Here is a 23,362-nt window from a genome sequence, read left to right as displayed (position 1 = left end):
TCTCGCAACGAATCGCGCTTAGCGTACCTTAGCATTCACCCAAAAAATAAGGCTCAAACAAATGTTTGAGCCTTATTTGCACGCTAATAACTTAATCAATAGCGCGACTTTGAGTCAGCTTCGTTTAGCTCGCTTTTAATGCAGCTATACGTTTTTCTAATGGAGGATGACTCATCATCATTTCCGCCATTGAACGCTTACCGTTAATACCAAAGGCAGACATTTGTGCTGGCATTGCCGTGCTTTCTGGACCTTGGCGTAAACGCTCAAGTGCAGCAATCATTTTACCTTTACCCGCTAAACGTGCAGCGCCTTCATCGGCTTTGTACTCACGAACACGTGAGAAGTAAGCAACGATGATTGAAGCCAAGATACCAAATAACATATCCAGTACGAAAACAACGGCCATGTAAGCGAACATACCCAGACCTGCGCCTTCTTCATCATTACTCGATACGAAGTTGTTGATAAAGCCTGCAACTACACGAGCAGCGAAGATCACGAATGTATTCACAACACCTTGGATCAGTGTCAGGGTCACCATATCACCGTTGGCAACATGACTCACTTCGTGGGCCAGTACGCCTTCGATTTCATCTTGACTCATGCCGTATAACAAACCCGTACTCACAGCCACTAATGAATTATCTTTACTTGGGCCGGTGGCGAACGCATTCATATCGGGTGATTGATAAATAGCCACTTCAGGCATTTTAATCCCAGCTTGTTTAGCTTGACGGGCAACCGTCTCCACTAACCAACGTTCAGTACTATCGCGTGGAGTCGTGATGACTTCACAACCCATGGTTTTTTTCGCCATCCATTTTGAAATGGCTAAGCTGATAAAGGCCCCACCGAATCCAAAAATGGCAGCGAACACCAGCAGTCCACCCATAGTCGACGTGTTCACGCCTAGAATAGACATCACAATTGAGGCGACTAACAACACGGCTAGGTTAGTCGCAATCAATAAAAATATACGCTTCATTTCAGCTCCTTTAGGGCAATAATGTGCCATTTAACTTTGTTCAAAGACATAATATGTCAAAATGATTGAAATTCAAGTGCTAACGAATAAAAAGTGCTTAAATTAGCTTACCTTATACTGATAAAGACAACGTTTTTTGATGGTTTGTGAGTCTAGGGATATTTTATTAATCAAAACTTAAATCTAACGGCGATAAGGGTTACAGACGAATTTTGCTTTATTTCTCTATATTTATCACGATTAATCTTTGTTAACATGCCCGTACACTCGAATCTTTTGAGATATAAAAATGACCATTAATGCCCTACTGCTCAGCAGTTCTCGTGTCGGTGATACGCCTTATCTTGCGCACGCGATCCCTTTTATTAAACCGTTAACGACGCAAGCACAAAAGTGGATTTTTATCCCCTATGCAGGTGTCAGTATGAGTTATAACACTTACCTAGCGTCTGTCGTTACTGGGCTAAGTGAACTTCAACTCGATATCAGCGGTATACATCAGCACCCAGATCCGCGTCAGGCAATAAAAAACGCCGATGGGATATTAGTAGGTGGTGGTAATACTTTCCATCTATTACATCAATTGTATCATTATGACCTAGTAGAGCTTATTCGTGAACAAGTCGCTCAAGGTAAACCCTACATCGGCTGGAGCGCAGGCTCTAACGTCTCAGGACTAAGCATTAGAACCACAAATGACATGCCTATTATAGAGCCGCCGTCATTCAACGGGTTAAACATTGTTCCGTTTCAACTAAACCCACATTATTCTAATTACCTTGCGCCAGGTCATAATGGTGAAACCCGTGCCCAACGGCTCTTAGAGTTCACAAAGGTCGATCCTATAACGCCAGTCGTTGGCCTCGTTGAAGGCTCAGCATTATGGCGCCAAGGAGACACATTATCACTATTAGGCAATCAGTCTGCCTATTTGTTCTGTGGTGAGCAGCAAGAAATACCAATACCTGCGGGCACTGATTTATCACACTTACTCCGATAATTGTACTCAGATAATGGCTCTTAAATAATCGATTTTTCAAGTTAACTCCACTCAATTAGTCATTAGAACATGATGCATTATTAATCCATGCTAGCAACAGGCAGCGTCGGTGAATAAGGCGTTATCAGGGATATAATTGAGGGGATAAGCGCCATAGATACCTTTATGTCACATATTTGATAGCTCCAAAGTAGCATTATCAGTAATTTATATTACAAATATCTGTATACATAGGTAAAATTGATTTCAGACCTCAGTAAGTTGCCCTCACTTCTGAGGCGTTAATAAGATATAAGTTATTAATATTTAAAGATTAGGTTGACTGAAGCATATTACATTATGCCTATGACTCAGCGTCATTTTAGTAAGGAGTTTCCATTTTGCGACTGAATCTTGTGATGAATTACCCTACCGGTTATCCGGCATTACTGAAAAAATTACCTTTTGTCATTCTGACCGCCTTTGTTGCTGTTGTCGGGATCAATAACGTCAATGCCGCCACTACACAGGCGGCACCTAGCACAGAGAAAAAAACAGAAAAAAAGGTAGAGAAATTCTCCCACGATACGGTTATCGCACTGGCAGAACAACTCTCACAAAAACCATTCAAAGAAGCTAAAAAAGCACCAAAGGAACTGATTGATTTAAATTTTGATACCTACAGCAAGATAAATTATCAAGAAAACGCCGCCATTTGGGGCGGCTCGCCCACAAAGTTTTCGGTACAACTGTTTGCGCCAGGTTTTCTCTATAAAAACCTCGTCGATATCGATGTCGTTGAAAACAGCAAAGCCATTCCAATTGAGCTAACAGAAGCCTCATTTGATGTACCCAATGACGCCATCGAAAAGTTACTCACCCAAGTGGGCCAATATGCAGGTGTTCGCTTGCATTACCCCATCAATGATGATGAAACTAAAGATGAATTTATTATGTTCCAAGGTGCGAGCTATTTTCGTGTCCTATCAAAAGGACAAACCTATGGTTTATCAAACCGTGGGTTAGCGATAGATGTCGCACAACCTAAGGGCGAAGAATATCCGTTATTTAAACGTTTTTGGGTTGAACGGCCATCTAAATACCAAACCGCAATTGTGGTACATGCCCTGCTCGATAGCCAAAGTGTCACTGGCGCCTATCGTTTTGGCATTTATCCTGGTGCACCATCACGTGTTGAAGTGGAAGTAACGTTATTCCCACGCCGCGATATCCAACATGTTGGCCTCGCTCCGCTCACCTCGATGTTTCTCTATGGGGGCCTAGATGCCTCGGATAAACCCGATTATCGTCCGCGAGTTCATAATTCCGACGGATTACAAGTGGACCGCGGTAATGGTGAACGCCTATGGCGCCCATTAAATAACCCCAATAAACTGCAAATCAGTGCGTTTGGTGATGAAGATATCAAAGGTTTTGGATTAATTCAGCGTCATCGTAAATTTGAAGATTATCAAGATCTTGATGCAAACTATCAACTTAGACCTTCGGCATGGATTGAACCACTCAATGATTGGGGTAAAGGACAACTTATATTGCTAGAAATCCCCTCTAATGCGGAAACTAACGACAATATCGTGACCTATTGGGAGCCACAAGGCGGCTTGAAAAAAGATCAGCCCTACAAATACTCCTACCGGATGACGGCATCAAACGACAGCCCTTCAGCCGCAGCTAAAGCGCGTGTTGTTCGTAGCTCAAAGGGACAACTTGTTACAAAAGGAAAAGAGTTGCTGATCGACTACAGCAATATAAACGCACAAGATATTGATAAAATTCGTATTGATGCCAGTATTAGTAAAGGTAAAATTATCTCTTCTCGAATAGTGGCGCATCCAGATATCAATGGTGCAAGGGTATTCTTAAACTTCGAGCCAGAAAGTACCAATGTGGCAGAATTAAGAGTCCAACTAAATAAAGACGATAAACCACTGGCTACCACTTGGTTATACCGTTGGAATAGTGACGATTGGCAATAGTAAAATTTAACGGTCGTGAAGTTTATGTGTATTTATACGTCTAAAACCACTGACTGATACGACTAGCAGATACCAAATTGGTAGATTGATGAAAACAAAAAACGTCAGTATTTACTGACGTTTTTTTGTTTTTTGATCTTATCGAGGTCCAGTCAGAACAATGAGGTAGAGCCACGTTTAGACGCTACCTGCCTGCAAGAAATAAACTCATACCTATCTCTCAAACAGATGTTTTTAAACCATCTACTAAGATAAATAACCTGAATTCGGGATAGCTCTACGGTCTCTACAGGTTATTTTTGTGAATAAGGTAATAAGATTAATCAATTACCACAGCCACTATCCCGAGTTTCAGTTAAATAGCTTATCTTAAGATGACAGCGTTAATCGATAATACTTAGTATGATTATTATGTATCCCCCAACCAGCCCTGTTTAAAAGCCCATAAGCGCTACAGCGAGCAACATTAGCGGCCCATATTATCTAGCTTTTAACTTACATGATATGTCTAATACAAATGCAAAAAAGCCTCGATATAAATATCGAGGCTTTTTGTTTTTGGTACCCGAGGCCAGACTTGAACTGGCACGCTGTTACCAGCGAGGGATTTTAAATCCCTTGTGTCTACCGATTCCACCACTCGGGCAAACTCTTTATATTAATGACTGGAATCATGCCACTAATATATTAACTCTATATATTTAACGCTGAAGCATTTAATAAAACCCTATTTAAAACTAGGACTCTATTTTTAATACCATTATCAAAATAATGGTACCCGAGGCCAGACTTGAACTGGCACGCTGTTACCAGCGAGGGATTTTAAATCCCTTGTGTCTACCGATTCCACCACTCGGGCAAACTCTTTATATTAACAACGGGAATCGTGTCATTAATACTTTATATTGTGGAGGCGCGACCCGGAGTCGAACCGAGATCGGCGGATTTGCAATCCGCAGCATAGCCATTCTGCCATCGCGCCATACTTGCTAACTCATTTAAACACTATGAGATTTTTAAAATATTGGAGCGACATATCGGGTTCGAACCGATGACCTATACCTTGGCAAGGTATCGCTCTACCAACTGAGCTAATGTCGCATTTGCTTTATCTTCAATTCAACTAAGGTGTTTCAACCTAACAAACTGAGTTGATGTTACGCTTCAATATTCTGTAGCGTTAAGACATTGCTCTCACAGTGTCTCTGGTCTACGGGGTGGCATTCTACCGATTTACCATCCCGTGTCAACCGCTGTTTTATCGATAACCCACTGCTTGCACACTAAATAATCTCTTTGATTTTTTATTGTGCTATTCAGCAGTAAGATCTTTCCACGCAGCTAAAATGTAACTCATCATTGACCAGAAAGTTAATACAGCCGCGATATATAACAGCACAAATGCTGCTGTTGTCATTAACGGATTGTATTGCCAAATCAAGCCAATAATCGCCACCATTTGCGCTGCAGTCTTATATTTTCCAATCCAAGAAACCGCTACAGTGCCACGTTTACCGATTTCTGCCATCCATTCCCTCAGGGCTGAAATCACAATTTCGCGGCCGATCATAAACAGTGCTGGCATCGTCAGCCAAATATTGGTGTATTGGTCAACTAATAAGACTAACGCCGTGATAACCATCAATTTATCTGCAACTGGATCGAGGAAGGCACCAAAACGGGTCAATTGCTTCAGTTTACGGGCCGCATAACCATCTAATGCATCCGTTAACGCCGCGAGCCAAAAGGTAAACGCAGCAACAAAAGGAGTCCAGTCATAGGGTAAATAAAACAGCACCACAAAAATGGGCAGTAAAAAAAGCCTGAAAAGAGTTAATGCTATAGGTACGTTAAACGGCATGATCAAACCAGTTAGTCAAAAGCAGCGCCAATCTTGCCTTAATTTTATCACCCTCGCAATGCATCATGAATGGTTTGTGCCATTTCTATGCTGATCCCTGGCACTTTGACTAATTCTGCCACACTTGCCCCTTTCACTTCCTGCAATCCACCCAGATGTTGTAACAACGCTTTACGGCGCTTAGGGCCAATGCCGGCAATAGATTCGAGCGTTGAGGTGTTGCGGGTCTTTTGGCGGCGATTACGATGCCCAGCAATCGCGAACCGATGGGACTCATCACGAATATGCTGAATAAGATGTAGTGCTGGCGAATCACCTTCGAGGGAAAAGCTGGTTTCAGTATCGCCGAAAATTAACGTTTCAAGCCCAGGTTTACGGCCCTCACCTTTTGCCACCCCAATCAGTTGAGGTGCTTTATCTAAATGAACAAACTTTTCATCCACAATTTTTTGAGCAATACGCAACTGCCCGAGTCCACCATCAATAAACAGGATATCGGGAATTTTACCGCCCGCATCAATCTTATCGAAACGGCGAGTCACCGCTTGTTTCATTGCGGCATAATCATCGCCTGGCGTAATACCGTCGATGTTATAACGGCGGTACTCCGCTTTGTGCGGCCCTTCGCGATTAAACACTACGCAGGAGGCAACCGTGCTCTCTCCCATAGTATGGCTAATATCGAAACATTCCATTCGCCGGATAGGCGCACTCAACTCTAGAATTTCTTCTAATAATACAAAGCGTTGCTCAACTGTATTTTTATGGGATAAACGCGTCATCACCGCATTGGTAGCATTAGTGACCGCCAAGCGTAAAAAACTTGCCCTATCGGCGCGAACATTGGTTTTAATCGAAAACTTTTTATCTAGCGCCTCTGAAATTGCAGTTTCAAGTTCATGTAATTCTTCAAAATTATGGCTAATCACTACTTCTTTTGGAATAGTGCGTTGAATATCTGCATTTAAATAAAACTGTAGGATAAAGGAGCGCAGCACCTCATCCATATCAGTTTGAGCTGGCACTGATGGATAATAACTACGGCTGCCAAAAATTTTACCCTCACGTATAAACAGCAAATGAAAACAGGCAATGCCTGACGCATAATGCACGCCAATCACATCCATATCGCCTTTATTATTCGACACTTCTTGCTGCTCAGCCACTTTACGCAATGCCATAATTTGGTCGCGAAATCGTGCTGCCTGTTCATAGGCTTGCTGCTCAGCCGCAAGTTCCATTTTATCAACCAAGGCGCTGATCACTTGCTGATCTTTGCCCTTTAAAAACAGGCTGGCTAATTTCACTTGCTCATCATAATCAGCGTTACTGACTTTGCCCACGCAGGGCGCGCTACAGCGAGACAGTTGATATTGCAAACAAGGGCGTGAGCGCGATTTGTAGTAAAGATCGTCACATTGACGAATAGGAAACAGCTTCTGCATCAAATGCAGGCTTTCTCGCACAGCACCACCATTAGGATAAGGTCCAAAATAGTGACCTTTTTCCCGCTGAGGACCGCGATGATACGCAAGCCTTGGGTGCTCATGTTGACTTAATAATATGTAGGGATAAGACTTGTCATCACGCAATAATACATTGTATTTAGGCATATATTGCTTGATGTAATCGTTTTCAAGCAACAGTGCATCGGTTTCGCTGTGCGTTAGCGTGACATCAATATGATGGATATGTGAGACTAAGGCTTGAGTTTTAACATTGCCTAAGTTTTTACGAAAATACGATGAAAGACGTTTTTTAAGGTCTTTGGCCTTCCCCACATAAATAACGTCATCTTTGGCGTCGTACATTCGATAAACGCCAGCAGAGGATGAAACCGTCCGTAAAAAACTTGAGGCATTAAAATCACTCGACATCATTCACACCCACGGTTTTGCAGACTTAACACCAACAACATAAAATAATACAACCTACTCTTGTAACCAATTAGCCATTAAAAATGACCCGTATCCAACATCTTATAGCGAATAGCTAAGCGTGTGAGTTCCACATCGCCACTGATCCCCAACTTGGCAAATAAACGGTAACGGTAGCTGTTAACGGTTTTAGGACTTAAATTGAGCTGCTCAGAGATATCGCTCACTTTCTCACCATTAGTAATCATCAGCATGATCTGTAATTCACGTTCAGACAATGTCTTAAACGGGTTGTCATCTGCGGGATTAAACTGACTCAGGGCCATCTGTTGCGCAATCTCAGGCGATAAATACCGTTGTCCACGGGAAACCTGCCGTATCGCCTGCAAGACTTCAGGTGGCGTTGCACCTTTAGTTAAGTAGCCCGAAGCGCCCGCTTGCATCACTTTGCTTGGAAACGGATCTTCAGTGTGCACTGTTAATACAATAATTTTTGCATGTGGCTGATATCGTAAAATTTTTCGAGTTGCTTCTAAGCCACCCATCCCCGGCATATTCATGTCCATTAAGATCACGTCGGCCTCATTCTGACGAGACCACTGCACAGCAGTTTCACCATCGGGAGCTTCACCAATCACTTTGATCCCACGTTCATCTTCTAATATGCGACGGATCCCAGTTCTCACAAGCTCATGATCATCAACTAAATATATCGATATCACTTTACACCCACCTCTACAATTTACAGCTCGCGCCGCGCATAAACAGCGAAATACAAAAAACGGTCACCGAATTCATGAGGCTAATTTAGCCCAACCGCTCTGTTTCGCAAAGCATAAAATGAACATTGTTAACTAGATGATATTTAAAGGAAGGATTTTAGGCCCTGTTTACGTTTTAGGTGCATTTGCGCCGCTGAAAAATACTTGTTCAACCGAATATCAACTCTCGAGTCATTAAACAGATTAACTGGCGATGCGTTCACTAAATATGCCAAATACTGGACTCAACCTTACTCAATAATGGTACAAGCAGCGTTTAACTTAAATGAGGCGGCCGAGGTTCAAACGGCACCAACAAAAAAGGCCATCATTGCTGATAGCCTTTTTTGTAAAATATGGCGGAAGGACTGCACTTAAAATCTCAACCCCAAAGGTTTAAATACTATAAATGCAAAACGCCGCTAATTTCTTAGCGGCGTTTTGACTTAATATGGCGGAGGAGCAGGGATTTGAACCCTGGGTGGGCTATAAACCCACGCCGGTTTTCAAGACCGGTGCATTAAACCACTCTGCCACCCCTCCGAACGAGCGAGATAATAGCGATCTCTGCTGTCACTGTAAACTTAAATTTTTGAATAATGTTTTAATTGGTGATTTAGTACTCTATCTGCGCAATATACTTTTAATATCGTCACAAAACGATAGTTTTAGCCTTCGGCTCAAATCGACTTTTATTACAAAAACGTGTTCATTGGGCAAACCCGATTTAGCCATCAAGCACTCACAGTATCAAACTAACATATTAATTATATATTTCATGAACATAGGTCAGCGCAATAAGCCGCAGCGAATTGGGGATATTTACCAGATAATGACGACAGGAAACTTCTTTGCATTAATTGAAGGCGACTAAAAAGCTAGTTAAGTTATCGTTTTTATTTAAATTATTTGGTGCATTGAATTAAAACAAGTAAAAGCGATATATAACCTACCCAATACTGGATAAAATCATATATCGCCCTTAGTTACTATTCTTTTGATTCAGAGAATAAATATCAACGATTAAGTTGTCGATTCTCGCTTTTGCGGTGGCAAGTCACGTTTGTGTATCCACAAGTACAACACGGGCAGCACCAGTAATGTCAGCAAGGTGGATGACATAATACCGCCAATTACCACGGTTGCTAACGGCCGCTGCACTTCTGCTCCCGTGCCGATATTGAGCGCCATTGGGATAAAACCAAGGCTGGCGACTAATGCCGTCATTAATACCGGCCTTAAGCGTAGCAGCGCACCCTCAATAATCGCATGACGTAAATCACCGGTTTCAGACCATCGCTGGCGAATAAACTCCACCATCACCAAACCGTTCAACACTGCCACACCCGATAGCGCGATAAACCCCACGCCTGCCGATAATGACAGCGGCATATCCCGTAGCCATAGCGATAATACGCCGCCAGTTAACGCTAAAGGCACGCCGGTGAAAATGACTAGCGAATCTTTAAAAGATGAAAACGCCATCATTAACAAGCCAAAAATAATCGCTAAGGTCACAGGTACTACAATAGAGAGTCGATTGCTGGCCGATTCCAGTTGCTCAAAGGTGCCACCGTAATCGAGCCAATAGCCACTTGGCACGTCGACATCGCTGGCAATACGCTGTTTGACTTCTGCGACAAAGCTGCCGAGATCGCGCTCTCGCACATTGACTGTGACTACTATGCTACGTTTACCGTTTTCACGGCTAATTTGAGCTGGGGCGGGTTTATTTTCCAATATAGCCACTTCACCTAATGGCACATAACCGCCATTAGGTAGCGGCACAGGTAAATACTGTAGGTTTTCAATATCAAGACGCAGCGCTTCTGGTAAACGCACCACTAGCTCAAAGCGGCGATCGCCTTGATAAAGTTGACCGACGGTTTCACCACCAATACTGGTGGCGACTAAATCCTGTAACATTTGTACGTTTAGCCCGTAACGCGAGAGTGCCATACGTTTAGGAATAATCGATAACATCGGCAGACCAGTGACTTGCTCGACACTGGTATCAGCCGCGCCTTCGATACTATTAACCACCCCGCTAATGGCATTGGCCGTGGTAACTAATTGCTCCAGCGAGTCGCCAAATATTTTGATACCTAAATCGGCACGCACCCCTGAAATTAACTCGTTAAAACGCATTTGAATCGGCTGGGCAAACTCGTAGTTATTACCTGGCAATTCAAATAATGCGGCCTCGAGTTCTTCAACTAACACGTTTTTAGGTTTATTGGGGTTAGGCCATTGATCGCGAGGCTTTAAAATCACAAAACTATCAGCAATATTGGGTGGCATGGGATCTGTTGCTACATCGGGTGTGCCGATTTTAGCGAAGGTTTTTACTACTTCAGGAAATTGCAATAAACGCAGCTCAACCTGTGATTGCATCTCAATGGCTTGATCTATACCCGTTCCTGGAATACGCATGGCATGCAAGGTGATATCGCCCTCATCAAGCTCAGGGACAAACTCTGATCCCATTTGAGTCAGTAACCAAATAGATACGCCCACCAGCGCGGCGGTAAAAGACACCACAAGCCAGCGCCACTCAAGCACCCATTCTAATAACGGGCGATACAAAGATTTAGCGCCTTTAATCACGATACTTTCTTTTTCACTGATTTTTCCACGTAGAAAAATCGCCACAGCAGCGGGCACTAAGGTGATAGAAAGCACCATTGCCGCTAATAAGGCCATGATGACGGTAATCGCCATAGGGTGGAACATTTTGCCTTCAACGCCCGACAAACTGAAAATCGGGATATACACCACCGTGATAATGGCCACGCCAAATAAACTCGGGCGGATCACTTCTATGGTCGCTTCGTAAACCAGCTGTAGGCGTTGGCGTAAATCTAATAATCCACCGCCATGCTGCTGCGCGAAGGATAAACGCCGCACACAGTTATCAACTATGATCACCGCGCCATCGACGATTAAGCCAAAATCCAGTGCACCTAAACTCATTAAATTTGCTGAAACACCGGTTTGCACCATGCCAGTAATGGTGACTAACATCGACAGCGGGATCACTGCAGCGGTAATCAAGGCGGCGCGAAAATTCCCGAGTAGTAAAAATAGCACCACGACAACCAGTAAAGCGCCTTCTAACAGGTTGGTTTTAACGGTATCAATCGTTTTATCGACCAAGGTGGTGCGGTTATACACCACATCAACGGTTACGCCATCGGGCAATGATGGTTGAATGGCTTCAAGTTTGGTGGCCGCGGCCTGCGAAACAGTGCGGGAGTTTTCCCCCATCAGCATCATCGCCATGCCAAGCACGCTTTCTTTACCGTCACGGGTCGCAGCGCCGGTGCGAAGCTCTTTGCCGATTGCCACTTCAGCTACATCGAGAATTAAAATAGGCTCGGAACCATTACGCCCGACAACAATCTGTTCGATATCTGTAATCGTTGCCAATTGCCCTGGTGAGCGCACTAATAACTGCTGGCCGTTCTTTTCAATGTAACCTGCGCCGCGGTTGCTGTTATTGGTTCGCAGTGTTTCAGCCACTTGCTCCATCGATATACCGTATTGCAGCAACAACCTAGGATCAGGTAACACATGGTATTGCTTATTAAAGCCGCCAAAGGTATTGACCTCAACAATGCCTGAAACCTGCGCAAGTTGCGGCTTAATGATCCACTCTTGAATTTCACGTAGGGCGATAGCGTCCATCGGCGAACCATCGGCTTGCGTGGCGCCCGGCAGTGCAGCTAACGTGTACATAAAAATTTCACTGAGGCCTGTCGCTATCGGCCCCATTGTTGGCTCAAGCCCTTGAGGTAGTTGGGCTTTAATTGTCCCAAGGCGCTCATTAATTAGATTACGAGCAAAATAAATATCGGTGCCATCTTCAAAGACAACCGTGACTTGCGATAAGCCATAACGAGAAATAGAGCGTGTATAGCTAAGATGCGGCAAGCCATATAGCGCAGACTCGACCGGAAAAGTGATCCTTTGCTCGGTTTCTAACGGCGAGAACCCCGCAGCCTCTGTGTTGATTTGCACCTGCACATTGGTGATGTCGGGGACTGCATCTATCGGTAAACGCTGGTAACTCCATAACCCGGCCGCAACCAGCAGCAAGACGAGACTCATCATCAAAAAGCGTCGCTCAATAGAGAAACGTACGATTTGTTCAAACATACTGTTTCTCCTTAGTGCTCGTGCGCTGCGCCAGATTTTTCAATATCGGCTTTAATCAAATAGCTGTTTTCAAAAACATATTGTTCACCCGCTGCAAGACCTGACAGTACTTGAGTGTGGCTATCATCGCGATAACCTAAGGTAACGGGTCTTAGCTCGTAACGATCGCCTTCTTTAACAAAAACAACGTCTTGATTTTCCATATTGTGCAGCGCTTGATTCACCACCACTAAAGGCACATCAAGGTGCGCAATTTCAATGTTGGCGGCCAGCATATCGTTGGGGGCAAACGTGCTTGCGGTATTATTGACCTGCACCCGAGCAACCACCACAGCCTCACCATTAGATGAGGGCAGTAAATGCGTAATCGAGCCTTGGTATGAGCTACCACTTCCTTGCAATGTGACCGCTTGGCCGACTTTTACTTGAGCGCGGGCAGAGGGGAAAAGCTTAATGTCAGCCCATAAGGTGGCAGTATTGGTGATCAGCAATAACGGCGTATTGCTGGTGGTTTCACCCACATTGACATATCGACCTTGCACCACACCGCTAATAGGTGCTGATAGAGTATAAGTTTGCAGGCTGTCATTGGACTCGACCTGCGCTAAACGCTGACCCTTTTCAACCTTATCGCCAATATTGACGTAGATGTTGGTCACTACACCGGGGAAGCGCGCAGTAATATTAGCGATATTATCCGCCGCCAGTGTCAGCCTGCCATAGGCTTTAACGGTTTGAGCTATGGTGCCTGCTGCCGCTGGCGTTGTTTTTATACCCACTTTTTGGGCTATTGCAGCCGCAATAGTCACATGATTGGTTTCATGCTCATCGTGACCGCCATCTTCGTCGTGATCATCATGGCCAGCATGTTTGTCATCATCGCCGTGTTCGGCGTGCTCACCATGTTTATCGTGTTCAGTGTGAGCATCTTGCTCATTGTGCTCCGCATGTTTTGTCTGTTCTGGTTTTGTTTGTTCCGAATGCTCATGACCGTGATCGTCAGATGACCAAGCTTGACTTGAAAAAGCAAAGAAAAGGCATAGGGGAAAAAGTAACTGTTTCATATTGATGAGATTTCCATTTGTATTCCATTAATGACAAAGCATTGGATTAACGCTGCTCCAATGCTTGGGCTGTCAGTTGTTCAATCAAGGCTTGGTTTAATAGCACTGAGGTTGCGGCTTCAATTAAGGCTAAACGGGCATCAAGAAGCTCTTGCTGGGCAGACACCCAATCGGCATAACGATAAGCGCCTTTTTCATAGGCTTTCTCGGTGTGGATAAGCGATTCAGATAAGATGGGGATAATCTCATCCCGTAGGTGTGCTACCGCCTCAAATTGCTGCTCACGACTTGAATAAGCTTTAAATAACCGCACTCTTAAGGCTAATAAGGCCGCATCTTTTTGCGCACTAACCTCATTCATTGCCGAATTTGCCGCTTGTACATTGCCACTATTACGCTGCTCAACAAATAACGGCATCGAAAAGCCTAATGTCAGCGCGTTATCGCCAGAAACCTCAAAGTGCTTAACGCCTATCTGCCAACGAATATCACTGCTGGACTGGCTACGAGCCAGCTGCCACTGTGCTTCACGAACGCGCTGCTCATTAGCATACACTTCAATCGCTGGGGTAGTTTCAATGCGTTGATACAGTGTTTCAAAGGGCTCAACCGCGTTAAAGGCAAATAGATCGCCACTTAATGACGCAAAGGTTGGCTGATATTCGCCCCAATAACTCGCCAAAATCACTTTACTGCTGTTATAACGCGATGCGAGTTCCGCCGCATTTAAACGAGCATTAGCCAGTGCCGCCTTTGCCCGCAGTGCATCCGCTTGAGACGCTGCGCCTTGGCGGACCCGCTGGTTAACCTGCTGATAAGTCGCTTGCGCTAACGCGATGACATTTTCAGCAAGCAATTGTTTTTCTTGTAAAGAAAGCGTAGTGATAAAAGTTTGCGTCACTTCACTTAATAAATCTAAAGCGGCGGCTTTTTTCTGCGCTTCAACATAAGCAAAACTGGTATCAACAACCGTAGTGCGCGCTAATCGTTTATCACCCAGCTCAATAAATGATGATAAGGCTAGCGTCAGCTCAGCGGCATCAATACCTGAATATTCGCCTGTTCCCGATACGTTTTCCGCTTCTAGACCCATTTCGTATGACGGTGACTGGCTGGCAGTTAAACGTTGCCCCGCTAATGCTTGGCTGCGCCATTGGAACACTTGCAACTGTGGATGACGACTTAACGTTAACTGGGCAGCACTTTCTAACGTTAAACGCTCAGGGGCTTTTGCATACGCGCCGCCAATTGATAAAAACGTCAGCAAAAATAATACGCTACATAAATAGCGCCTATGCTGCCGCGATGGATGATGACTGTTTAGCATGTATTTATAACCTTAAGTAGATATTCGCTTAACTTACTGCAGCGGGTTTGCTCAACGCAGCTTTACCGCTAACTTACCGCCCAAGAGCAATATCAATTGCTACGGAAGATAGAGTGATCAGATTTTGTATCGATTAACAGACATAATGATGATGACCAGACCCATTAACACCATGATTAATCGCTAAAAAAGATAGATATTTGAGCCGTTTTGCGTTATTTGTGCTAGCTTAATCCTTCCAGTGACAAGAAGGTCAACCCTAAATGAAAATCAACGATGCCGCTAAGCGTTCTAACATTAATAGCAAGACGATTCGTTACTACGAAGAAGTGGGTTTACTGCCACCGACGAACCGCAATGCAAATGGCTACCGGGAGTATGGCGATACCGATATTGAAAGGTTGATTTTTATTCGGCGTTGTCGTGAATTACAAATTCCAATAAAAGAGCTGATGATCCTTGTCAATGTACAGACAGATCAACAATCATCTTGTTTGGAGGTAGATGACATCATCCTCAAGCAGCTTGAAAAGGTACGCGATAGGATTAAAGAACTACAGCAACTAGAAAAAACCCTCAATAAACTAGCCCACTCTTGTCAATTTGATACCGTTTCTCAATGTCAGATTTTACAAAAGTTAACTGAAAAATAAATGCTTAGAGTGGCATAGTACATCTTGCCACCTAGCAAGAAATGTTATCGCCTCACTAATGGTTTATTAAAACCTTTATTGCTCCACGAAGATAAATCACTAAGCAAAGTAAATTATGGTAGCGGATTTCTTGCTGTGGATAGACAGGATGTTTGATGAAGGCTGTGAGATATAAAATTGTTTCTGGGATTGATTGCACCGTCTTCGTCAGAAAGCACTATGCAAAAAAATTTCAATAGTTGAGCGAACTCGAGCGAGACTAGATATTGCCAAATGCATGTTTCAGTTAAAGTTTACTCACATCATTTGGTGGTTAAAAAAATTGTGGCCAGATTAACCGGCAATCTGACCACAATCTCAAAGCCTAAACCCCCACAGCTCCCCAAACCATTTCGCCCTTATGGAATGTGGCGGTACGAGGGGAAATACGCGCGACGGCTTCGGCAGAGCATGAGGCATCAACCAGCACAAAACTCGCTTCATCCTGCACTTTCGGCCACACACGCTCGCCTTTATCGTTGAGCGGTAACGTATTGCCAGTCGCGATCCCCAGCGAGCGAGAGAGCGTTAGCTCATTGGCACGAACGTAGAGCTGCGCATAGAGATTGGCTTTTTCCAGCATGTCGCCTAGGCCATACGGCGACCAGTGGTCAATCACGCTGTCTGTGCCGGTCATCACGAATACGCCCTTCTCCTGCAATTGCTTGAGCGGCATATGCATTTTGCCAATCGGCACAGTAGAAGCGATGGTGATTTTCTGTGCCGCCATACGCGTGGCAATGTTATCCACCTGCTGCTCATTCATCATTGCCAGAGCAAACGCGTGGCTGATGGTCAGTTTTCCTTTTAGCTCTGGCGTTTTCTCCACCGTTTCTACCATATAATTCACCGCAGCAATTCCTGCTGGGCTGGTTTCATGCAGATGGATATCCACGCCTTTACCGTAGTCGAGTGCTATCTGGAACATTGTATCGAGCGATTTTTCCATCGCGCCGTCAACGTTTGTCGGGTCAAGCCCGCCGACATAATGCGCCCCAGCCTGCATCGCTTCACGCATTAATGCCTCAGATTTTGACAACAGCAAGCCGTGTTGCGGAAACGCCACAATTTCACATTCGAAACCAGATTTACGACGCTCCAGCACCGCCATCAGATTTTCTAAATTCTTCAGCCCGGATACTGGATCGATGTTGCAGTGGCTGCGAGCGATTGTGGAGCCTTTAGACTGGATTAAATCAATCAGCTTTTCAGCACGTTCCTGCGTGTAGGGCTGAAGTTCCGGCAGCAGCTTCCGATCCAGCGCAATCATATCCATAATGGTGGTGCCTTCAGGACGGTAATTCACCCGCCACGGGCCACCATAGAACGTTTTATCAAGATGAATATGCATGTCGCGCATCGCTGGCAGCAGCAGTTTTCCGCCTGCGTCGAAATGTGCAAGTGTTGCATCAGGATGCTGTTTGTTATCCAGCAAAGCAGCAATCACACCGCCTTTAATTTCAAGCGTTTTTAGCTCGGTTTCTGTTCCTACTACCGCTTGACCATCGCGTACGAAACCCGCTTCCAGCAGTACATTGTCGAGGTAGTAATGCTTATCTTTAATGGCGATCATGCGATTATCCGTTTCACGTGTTTTAGATGTCGAAGGGGCTGAATACGCCATCGAACCCGTGGCACCAAAAAGTGCGGCAGCAGCGGCAACTTTGCCACTTCCGCTCAGAAATTCACGGCGGCTTTTTTCTGCATTATTCATTCTGTTATCCTGCTCTAGGGTAGAAATCCGCGTATAACCGAGATTCATCACTTCGATCTCCTTTTTCTGCCATTCTGGAAAAATCTACCTTTCACGGAGGGAGACCCAAGCTAACTTATCAACGGAATACATCACGGCGACGGGTTATTTTATGACAGGAGCTGGTAACTCACTATTGCCAATGACTTTTTATTATGCAGTACCTTTTTACGTTCGACAAGTCCCTCAATTTTGACTTTCAGCTTTTGTCCTATCGTCACACTTCTAAATGGATTTTGAGTGCAATAGTTCATTAATTTGCACCACTTAAAGAATTGAAATGTGGCGGCTAAGTACTCTTTATTACTTTTATAGCTGCGACCTTGCGTTAATAACGTATCACGATACTGCATCGCATCGGCACTGGTGATGTGGGTGACCTGAGTAGCGGAAGTAAATGTGATGAAGTGTTCAATGCGTTGGGTCAGTTGCTTTACCGACAATAAACGAATGCCCGCCTTATGTTTTGACGCGACAAACTGCGTGAGAGCCTCGTTAAAGCAGATTTGAGGTTTGGGCGGAATCACCTCGCGCGCAGGCGTTAATTTGCTCTGCCGTTGAGGAATTAACGAGTGAGGACGGTCTATTTGTGCGAACTGTGTGCGTAGCTGATTAATCACCTCATCAACGTAGCGAATAAAATCATTAATGCGTGTGTGCTCATCAATCGATTTAATCAGTTTTTTGAGGTTTCCAGCGACATCAATGTTACGAATCACCGCTTCAGAGCGGTCACGAGTTAATAATGAGACTTTAACATCGAAAGGATAGCCGATATCGCGTAAGGATTTGGTTAAACAGATACGAGTGAAGTAAACGTTGTTGGGGGCGCGATAAAGATACATTGTCTGAGTCAATCCTTATGGAGAGTCTCTCAAACGCCACAAACAAAAAAAGCCGTTGATAATCAACGGCTTCTTTCGTATTTAATATGGCGGAGGAGTAGGGATTTGAACCCTAGGTGGGCTATAAACCCACGCCGGTTTTCAAGACCGGTGCATTAAACCACTCTGCCACCCCTCCGAACGCCGAGAATAATATAAGCATCGTAGAGTATTGTAAACCTCAATTTAAAATTATTGAATCAAATGCTCATCTTATGGCCAGCTCGATGTTTTTTACGGCAAATTCCTCGCTAACTTTGCTGAAAAATCGGTAAAACAGGCACAAAAATATCTATACAGTGAGAGACTTGTCGTTTGGGTATGGTAAAATCAGATTAACTTTTCATGGTAAATGCTTATATGAATTCACTCTTGATACCCACGTCTTCACTCGCACCTGAATTTAGCCTGCCACCTATTTCTGAAACGGCTGCCAATCTAAGCGCATTACTCTTAGGCCAAGAACGTGCTGTGGATGCGTTTAAACTCCACCATGCCATTATTGACCAGCAGCTTTATTTGGCTGATTATCCCGGCATTGACCGCCAGCTGATGATCCAAGCCTGCGTTAATAGCCTAGATCCCTTACCTGCAAAGTATCTAGTGGCATCCAGCCAGATTGATAACGCGGTAAAATTTCAATGGCAATTAGAGAAACCGCTAGATAATCAACAAATGATTACCGAAAAAACGACTAACTATCGTTATCTAAGCGGTAATATTCGTCGCGTTGATCTCATAGGTCGCATGCTACAAACAGGGACGACGAGTCAATATCAAGCAGGTGCTCTAGCACAATGTCATTATGTTTTTATTTGTGCCGAATCGCTGTGGAAACGTGAAATTTTATGGGATTTAGTGATGCAAATCCTCACCCATAAACAATACCAGATTAGTAATAATTTAAGCCCTATCGCACTAAATTGTAAAATTGTCTTAGTGGGCGCAGGGATGATTTATAGTCAAGTGAGAACGGAAGATTGGCAATTTCAACGTCACTTTACGCTTTTAGCTGAGCTTGCCAGTGAAATCGATTTGATCCGTTATAAGGAATCACAATACGTAGCGTGGCTTCAAACTGTAGCCCAAAGTGTTGATGTTACCTTAGAACAGTCGAGTTTAGCGCCACTATTCAGTTACAGCACACGATTAACCGAGCACCAGCGTCGCCTCAGCTTGTCTATGCTCGAGTTTGCTCAACTTATGGCACAGGCTAAGGCATATAGCGGCAAAATAAGTATCGATGCCAACAGCATTGAACACGCGTTAATCCAAGCCAACTATCGCCATAATAGTTCTGAAGAATATTCAGGCCAGAGCTTTGATGATAACTTCATCAATCTGCCAACGTCTGGGGCTATGGTCGGTCAGATTAATGGTCTAACCGTGATCGATGCCATCGATTACAGTTATGGCGAGCCGGCACGTATCACAGCCTCAGTCCATTATGGTGATGGCGAAGTAGCTGATATTGAAAGAAAATCTGAACTTGGTGGCAATATACATGCCAAAGGAATGATGATCCTCTCGGCCTGCTTGTATCGTATTTTTGGACGAGACGCACCATTACACCTAAATGCAAATATCGTTTTTGAGCAGTCCTATCAAGAAATTGATGGTGATAGCGCATCACTCGCTGAATACTGCTGTTTGATGTCAGCTATTGCCGAACAACCGATTATTCAGTCACTGGCGATTACCGGTGCATTAGATCAATTTGGTAATGTACAAGCGATTGGCGGCATCAACGAGAAAATTGAAGGTTTCTTTAACCTATGCGAAAGACGAGGTCTAACGGGCGAGCAAGGTGTGATTATGCCCAAATCGAACATATTACAGCTTAATCTTAATCCCAAAGTGATTACAGCTGTAAGCAAAGGCCTATTTCACATCTATGCCATTGAGCATATGGATCAGGCGGTTGAACTATTAATGCAAATGCCCGCGGGTGTCGCTGATGAAGATAATGATTTTCCACACGACTCATTATATGGCCTAGTGCAGGAGAGATTAGACAAACTTGCTGGGAATGGTGAAGAGGAAATCGGCCTAATTACGAGATTACTCGCAAAATTAGGATTTTTTCGCCGTTAATTAGCTGATCGGAGTTGTTTAGCTTACACGTGTTCGCTAATCTTGGCCCCTCTTATTGCTGGAGTAGTAAAACAATGAATAAAGCAAACAGTTTCAATAAAGAAGAACTCATAGCCTGTGGTCATGGGAAATTATTTAGTCCGAACTCACCCCGTCTTCCTGTCGACAACATGCTGATGATAGATAGAATCGTCACCATCAATGATAATGGCGGTGAATTTGGCAAAGGTGAAATTGTCGCTGAACTCGATATTAATCCAGACTTATGGTTTTTTGACTGCCATTTCATTACCGACCCTGTGATGCCCGGTTGTTTAGGCCTAGATGCCATGTGGCAGTTAGTTGGCTTCTATTTGGGCTGGGAAGGAGCAGAAGGTAAAGGCCGTGCGCTTGGCGTAGGTGAAGTTAAGTTTACGGGCCAAGTATTGCCTGGTGCAAAGAAAGTGACTTATAAGCTCAATATCAAGCGCACTATTCATCGTAAGCTGGTGATGGGTATTGCTGATGCGGTTCTCGAAGTCGATGGACGTCAGATTTATAGCGCTACAGATCTTAAAGTTGGTGTATTTAGCGACACTTCTACGTTTTAATCCCCTAGTCTGCAATATCAGCTTTGTGATAGATAAAATTGCCCTCGACTGAGGGCAATATGCTGCATTACTTTGCGTGTTCTGGACTATTTAATTAATGAGCTTAGGCTCACTTATTTATTAAATAGCCCATTAACTCGGCCATCCACACCTTCACGCCAACCACCTAACCACTGCGATCGCGAATCAAGATTTGCATAAGGACAGAGCTCCTTAGAGCGCCCACCCACACCAGCTTGGAATCCTTTTGAAAAAGCTCTGTCTAAACGATCTCGTTTTTGTCTTTTCATGCAAGCGTCCTCTGTTCTACATAAAATAGAAGCAAAAGCTTCACCCATAGGAATAGTGCTTTTTGACGCCAAGATCAATCAAAAAATCGGCCATTTTACTGACTATTTATTAAGCTACTGAGATCTTAGCTAAAAAAAATCGAAGCATTTAGCCTCGATTTTTTTAGCCTGAATTGAATCTTAAAAGTTAACGAATTCGACGACGGAACCACAATAAGGGCAAGGCAAATAACCAAGCGAAGGATGCAGCGCCTTTACGTTCATAATTACCCGTATCAATCGAACTATCTTCAACAGTACAAGCCACGCCATTTGTCGTAGGTTTAAGCACAACCATGCGTGGGAGATATGCCGTTACCGGATCGCCATTTCCATTTAGCTCAAATAGCGGCAAGCCATTATCACCAATTATCACTTTCCCATCTTTATCAAATTGGTAAGCAGGTTTGCGAATAAAAGCGGTACCGACAATCGTTCCTTCTTCGTTGATGCTAGCACCTTCAACAACCACGATATCTGCGTTGTATTGCAGTTGCTTACCCGAGCCATCTTGTATATCTATTTGATGGCGAGCCCAGTTTCCACTGCTATTTTTCTCATAGCCCTTAGACTCACAGGTCAGTAATGTATTAATGTTACTGAATTCATCTGTTGGTTTATCATACAAAAAACCCGCTTTAGGCCGCGGTTTTTCTTTGTCGTACGTGGTTTCAATATAACCAACCACTTGGCCTTTATTATTAATATCTTTTGGCTTGCTTGAAAGATCACTCGTTTTTGCTGCAAAGTCATTTGGCGTTACTATGGTTGCATCTGCTTGAGTTGAATCAAAATAGAAGAACTTATCCCGTGCATAACCTTGCAAATAGCTACGGTAACTTCCCACCACCAGACCGTCATCATTAATAGCGTAGGCTATAGAACTCAATACTTTATTATCGCGAACTGGGATCCAGTGATACTGATACTCACCATTAGCGTCTTTAGCCCAGTAAGCCGCATCTTGGCGTAAATTATCAGTTTTACCATAACGATAAACGTGTGAACGCCCCACAGTAACTCCAGTATTATTCAACCCTACGGCCTGAGCAGTAAAGGTAAATGTACTATCTTTTGCAGGCGTTAATCCTAAAGGTAATTCAGTTCCTGTCGCAATATTGTTATCAATTTGCCATATATAAGCACGGGTCTGATATTGAATATTACGTGTCCCAGAAGCATTAGGATATTGTTCACGTTGCACACAAACGTCCAACGGTAAGGTATTATCTGTACCTAAACAATAAGTCACACGATCGCTGCCGTACTTGCTGATAGCAGTACTAGCATAACCCGCGACTAAATTATTGTTATTTACCGCAGATGCTGCTGACCAACCGCCAAGCTCAACCGTTTTGTCATCCTTAACAAATTGCGTATAAGGAGGTACTAATGGAATTTCGGTGTCACCCTGTTTCGCAATACCGCGAAACTCATAGTCACGGTAATACCAGTAATCATCAGCGACATTAGTCGTTGCAGTATTGTCGACTTTCTTTTCAGGCGCCGTCATATTACCAACTTTGATACCCACATCATTGATACCATAATAAAAGGTATCAACCGAGTTAATTACGGTGGTATCACTTGGCTGTGTAGTGCCATTAATACTATCAAACGTTGGTAACCAAGCACCTGTGGCACCATTTTGCGCGGCGGTAAAGGCAAAGTTATTCGCAACTATTGCCTCGGTAATTGAATAGGTGATGGTTTCTTCTGGAGCGATGCCATCTTCAATATCAATGATGCCATCTTCTACATCAGAAGTGCTGAGCTTTTTCTTACCCTTAGAAATACCGACTAACTCATCATTGGCATTGATGCCTAAAGCATAGCCATTACGCGTCCCCTCAAGAGTACCGAGTAGATCATAGTTATCTAAGTTAACAATTTCATACACAGGTGCAGCATGAGCACTATTCAATACACCAAGGACACCTAAGGCTACCAAGGAAAGGGCTTTATCCAACGTTGACTTCATTAATTCTATTCCCATTTTTATTATTGG

At 43.9% G+C, this 23,362-nt stretch carries 16 protein-coding genes and 6 tRNA genes; 5 read left to right on the top strand and 17 right to left on the bottom strand.

Annotation, left to right across the window (positions count from 1 at the left end):
- Positions 1–124: 124 nt before the first annotated feature.
- Positions 125–988, bottom strand: a complete 864-nt coding sequence (htpX, locus tag ACRN9H_RS10035; RefSeq protein WP_432313528.1) for a protease HtpX — start codon at positions 986–988, stop codon at positions 125–127.
- A gap of 289 nt (positions 989–1,277) precedes the next feature.
- Between htpX and pepE the strand changes: the two genes are divergently transcribed.
- Together pepE and ACRN9H_RS10025 are read left to right on the top strand one after the other, a co-directional pair.
- A complete protein-coding gene (pepE, locus tag ACRN9H_RS10030) occupies positions 1,278–1,988 on the top strand; it encodes a dipeptidase PepE (RefSeq protein WP_432313527.1) in 711 nt (236 codons plus the stop codon).
- A gap of 380 nt (positions 1,989–2,368) precedes the next feature.
- The gene (locus ACRN9H_RS10025; RefSeq protein WP_432313526.1) at positions 2,369–3,964 is read left to right on the top strand and encodes a glucan biosynthesis protein G; all 1,596 of its coding nucleotides are present in this window, start codon (positions 2,369–2,371) and stop codon (positions 3,962–3,964) included.
- A 559-nt stretch (positions 3,965–4,523) separates the two neighbouring features.
- Here the strand turns inward: ACRN9H_RS10025 and ACRN9H_RS10020 are convergent.
- From ACRN9H_RS10020 to ACRN9H_RS09970, 11 genes are all read right to left on the bottom strand, one after another.
- A tRNA-Leu gene (locus ACRN9H_RS10020) sits at positions 4,524–4,610 on the bottom strand.
- Between the two features lie 126 nt (positions 4,611–4,736).
- Positions 4,737–4,823: transfer RNA gene (locus tag ACRN9H_RS10015), tRNA-Leu, on the bottom strand.
- 49 nt (positions 4,824–4,872) lie between these two features.
- Positions 4,873–4,946, bottom strand: a tRNA-Cys gene (locus ACRN9H_RS10010).
- 43 nt (positions 4,947–4,989) lie between these two features.
- A tRNA-Gly gene (locus ACRN9H_RS10005) sits at positions 4,990–5,065 on the bottom strand.
- A 211-nt stretch (positions 5,066–5,276) separates the two neighbouring features.
- Entirely contained in the window at positions 5,277–5,825 is a 549-nt protein-coding gene (pgsA, locus tag ACRN9H_RS10000) for a CDP-diacylglycerol--glycerol-3-phosphate 3-phosphatidyltransferase (RefSeq protein WP_076501816.1), read from the bottom strand.
- A 47-nt stretch (positions 5,826–5,872) separates the two neighbouring features.
- Positions 5,873–7,702: an excinuclease ABC subunit UvrC gene (gene uvrC / locus ACRN9H_RS09995; protein ID WP_432313525.1), complete on the bottom strand. Its 1,830-nt coding sequence runs from the start codon at positions 7,700–7,702 to the stop codon at positions 5,873–5,875.
- Between the two features lie 77 nt (positions 7,703–7,779).
- The gene (gene uvrY / locus ACRN9H_RS09990) at positions 7,780–8,424 is read right to left on the bottom strand and encodes a UvrY/SirA/GacA family response regulator transcription factor (RefSeq protein ID WP_076501810.1); all 645 of its coding nucleotides are present in this window, start codon (positions 8,422–8,424) and stop codon (positions 7,780–7,782) included.
- Between the two features lie 491 nt (positions 8,425–8,915).
- Positions 8,916–9,006, bottom strand: a tRNA-Ser gene (locus ACRN9H_RS09985).
- Between the two features lie 480 nt (positions 9,007–9,486).
- Positions 9,487–12,621 (bottom strand): efflux RND transporter permease subunit, encoded by a 3,135-nt coding sequence (locus ACRN9H_RS09980; RefSeq protein ID WP_432313524.1) that lies wholly within the window; start codon positions 12,619–12,621, stop codon positions 9,487–9,489.
- Positions 12,622–12,632: 11 nt separating this feature from the next.
- Positions 12,633–13,685, bottom strand: a complete 1,053-nt coding sequence (locus tag ACRN9H_RS09975; protein WP_432313523.1) for an efflux RND transporter periplasmic adaptor subunit — start codon at positions 13,683–13,685, stop codon at positions 12,633–12,635.
- A gap of 46 nt (positions 13,686–13,731) precedes the next feature.
- On the bottom strand, positions 13,732–15,012 hold the full coding sequence (locus tag ACRN9H_RS09970; RefSeq protein WP_432313522.1) for a TolC family protein: 1,281 nt from the start codon (positions 15,010–15,012) through the stop codon (positions 13,732–13,734).
- A 263-nt stretch (positions 15,013–15,275) separates the two neighbouring features.
- Between ACRN9H_RS09970 and ACRN9H_RS09965 the strand changes: the two genes are divergently transcribed.
- Complete coding sequence (locus ACRN9H_RS09965) at positions 15,276–15,665, top strand: MerR family transcriptional regulator (RefSeq protein ID WP_432313521.1); 390 nt, start codon at positions 15,276–15,278, stop codon at positions 15,663–15,665.
- Positions 15,666–16,029: 364 nt separating this feature from the next.
- On the opposite strand, the gene ACRN9H_RS09960 is transcribed toward ACRN9H_RS09965, so the two are convergent.
- The 3 genes from ACRN9H_RS09960 to ACRN9H_RS09950 all read right to left on the bottom strand — a co-directional run bounded on the left by ACRN9H_RS09960 (position 16,030) and on the right by ACRN9H_RS09950 (position 18,480).
- Positions 16,030–17,466 (bottom strand): amidohydrolase family protein, encoded by a 1,437-nt coding sequence (locus tag ACRN9H_RS09960; RefSeq protein WP_432313539.1) that lies wholly within the window; start codon positions 17,464–17,466, stop codon positions 16,030–16,032.
- 101 nt (positions 17,467–17,567) lie between these two features.
- Positions 17,568–18,302, bottom strand: a complete 735-nt coding sequence (locus ACRN9H_RS09955) for a hypothetical protein (RefSeq protein WP_432313520.1) — start codon at positions 18,300–18,302, stop codon at positions 17,568–17,570.
- 87 nt (positions 18,303–18,389) lie between these two features.
- Positions 18,390–18,480, bottom strand: a tRNA-Ser gene (locus ACRN9H_RS09950).
- 221 nt (positions 18,481–18,701) lie between these two features.
- On the opposite strand from ACRN9H_RS09950, the gene ACRN9H_RS09945 reads away from it, so the two are divergent.
- Together ACRN9H_RS09945 and fabA are read left to right on the top strand one after the other, a co-directional pair.
- On the top strand, positions 18,702–20,435 hold the full coding sequence (locus tag ACRN9H_RS09945; protein WP_432313519.1) for an AAA family ATPase: 1,734 nt from the start codon (positions 18,702–18,704) through the stop codon (positions 20,433–20,435).
- A gap of 74 nt (positions 20,436–20,509) precedes the next feature.
- Positions 20,510–21,025 (top strand): bifunctional 3-hydroxydecanoyl-ACP dehydratase/trans-2-decenoyl-ACP isomerase, encoded by a 516-nt coding sequence (fabA, locus tag ACRN9H_RS09940; protein ID WP_220772914.1) that lies wholly within the window; start codon positions 20,510–20,512, stop codon positions 21,023–21,025.
- Positions 21,026–21,138: 113 nt separating this feature from the next.
- Here the strand turns inward: fabA and rmf are convergent, their stop codons facing one another.
- Positions 21,139–21,315, bottom strand: coding sequence for a ribosome modulation factor (rmf, locus tag ACRN9H_RS09935; protein ID WP_006082074.1), 177 nt, complete (start codon positions 21,313–21,315; stop codon positions 21,139–21,141).
- A 187-nt stretch (positions 21,316–21,502) separates the two neighbouring features.
- Positions 21,503–23,335: a DUF3466 family protein gene (locus ACRN9H_RS09930; RefSeq protein WP_432313518.1), complete on the bottom strand. Its 1,833-nt coding sequence runs from the start codon at positions 23,333–23,335 to the stop codon at positions 21,503–21,505.
- Between the last annotated feature and the right edge of the window lie 27 nt (positions 23,336–23,362).

Origin of the sequence: Shewanella sp. MF08487 (assembly GCF_050848685.1) — a bacterium.
Classification (GTDB): Bacteria; Pseudomonadota; Gammaproteobacteria; order Enterobacterales; family Shewanellaceae; genus Shewanella; species Shewanella glacialipiscicola.
This window is presented reverse-complemented; position numbering and strand designations above follow the sequence as displayed.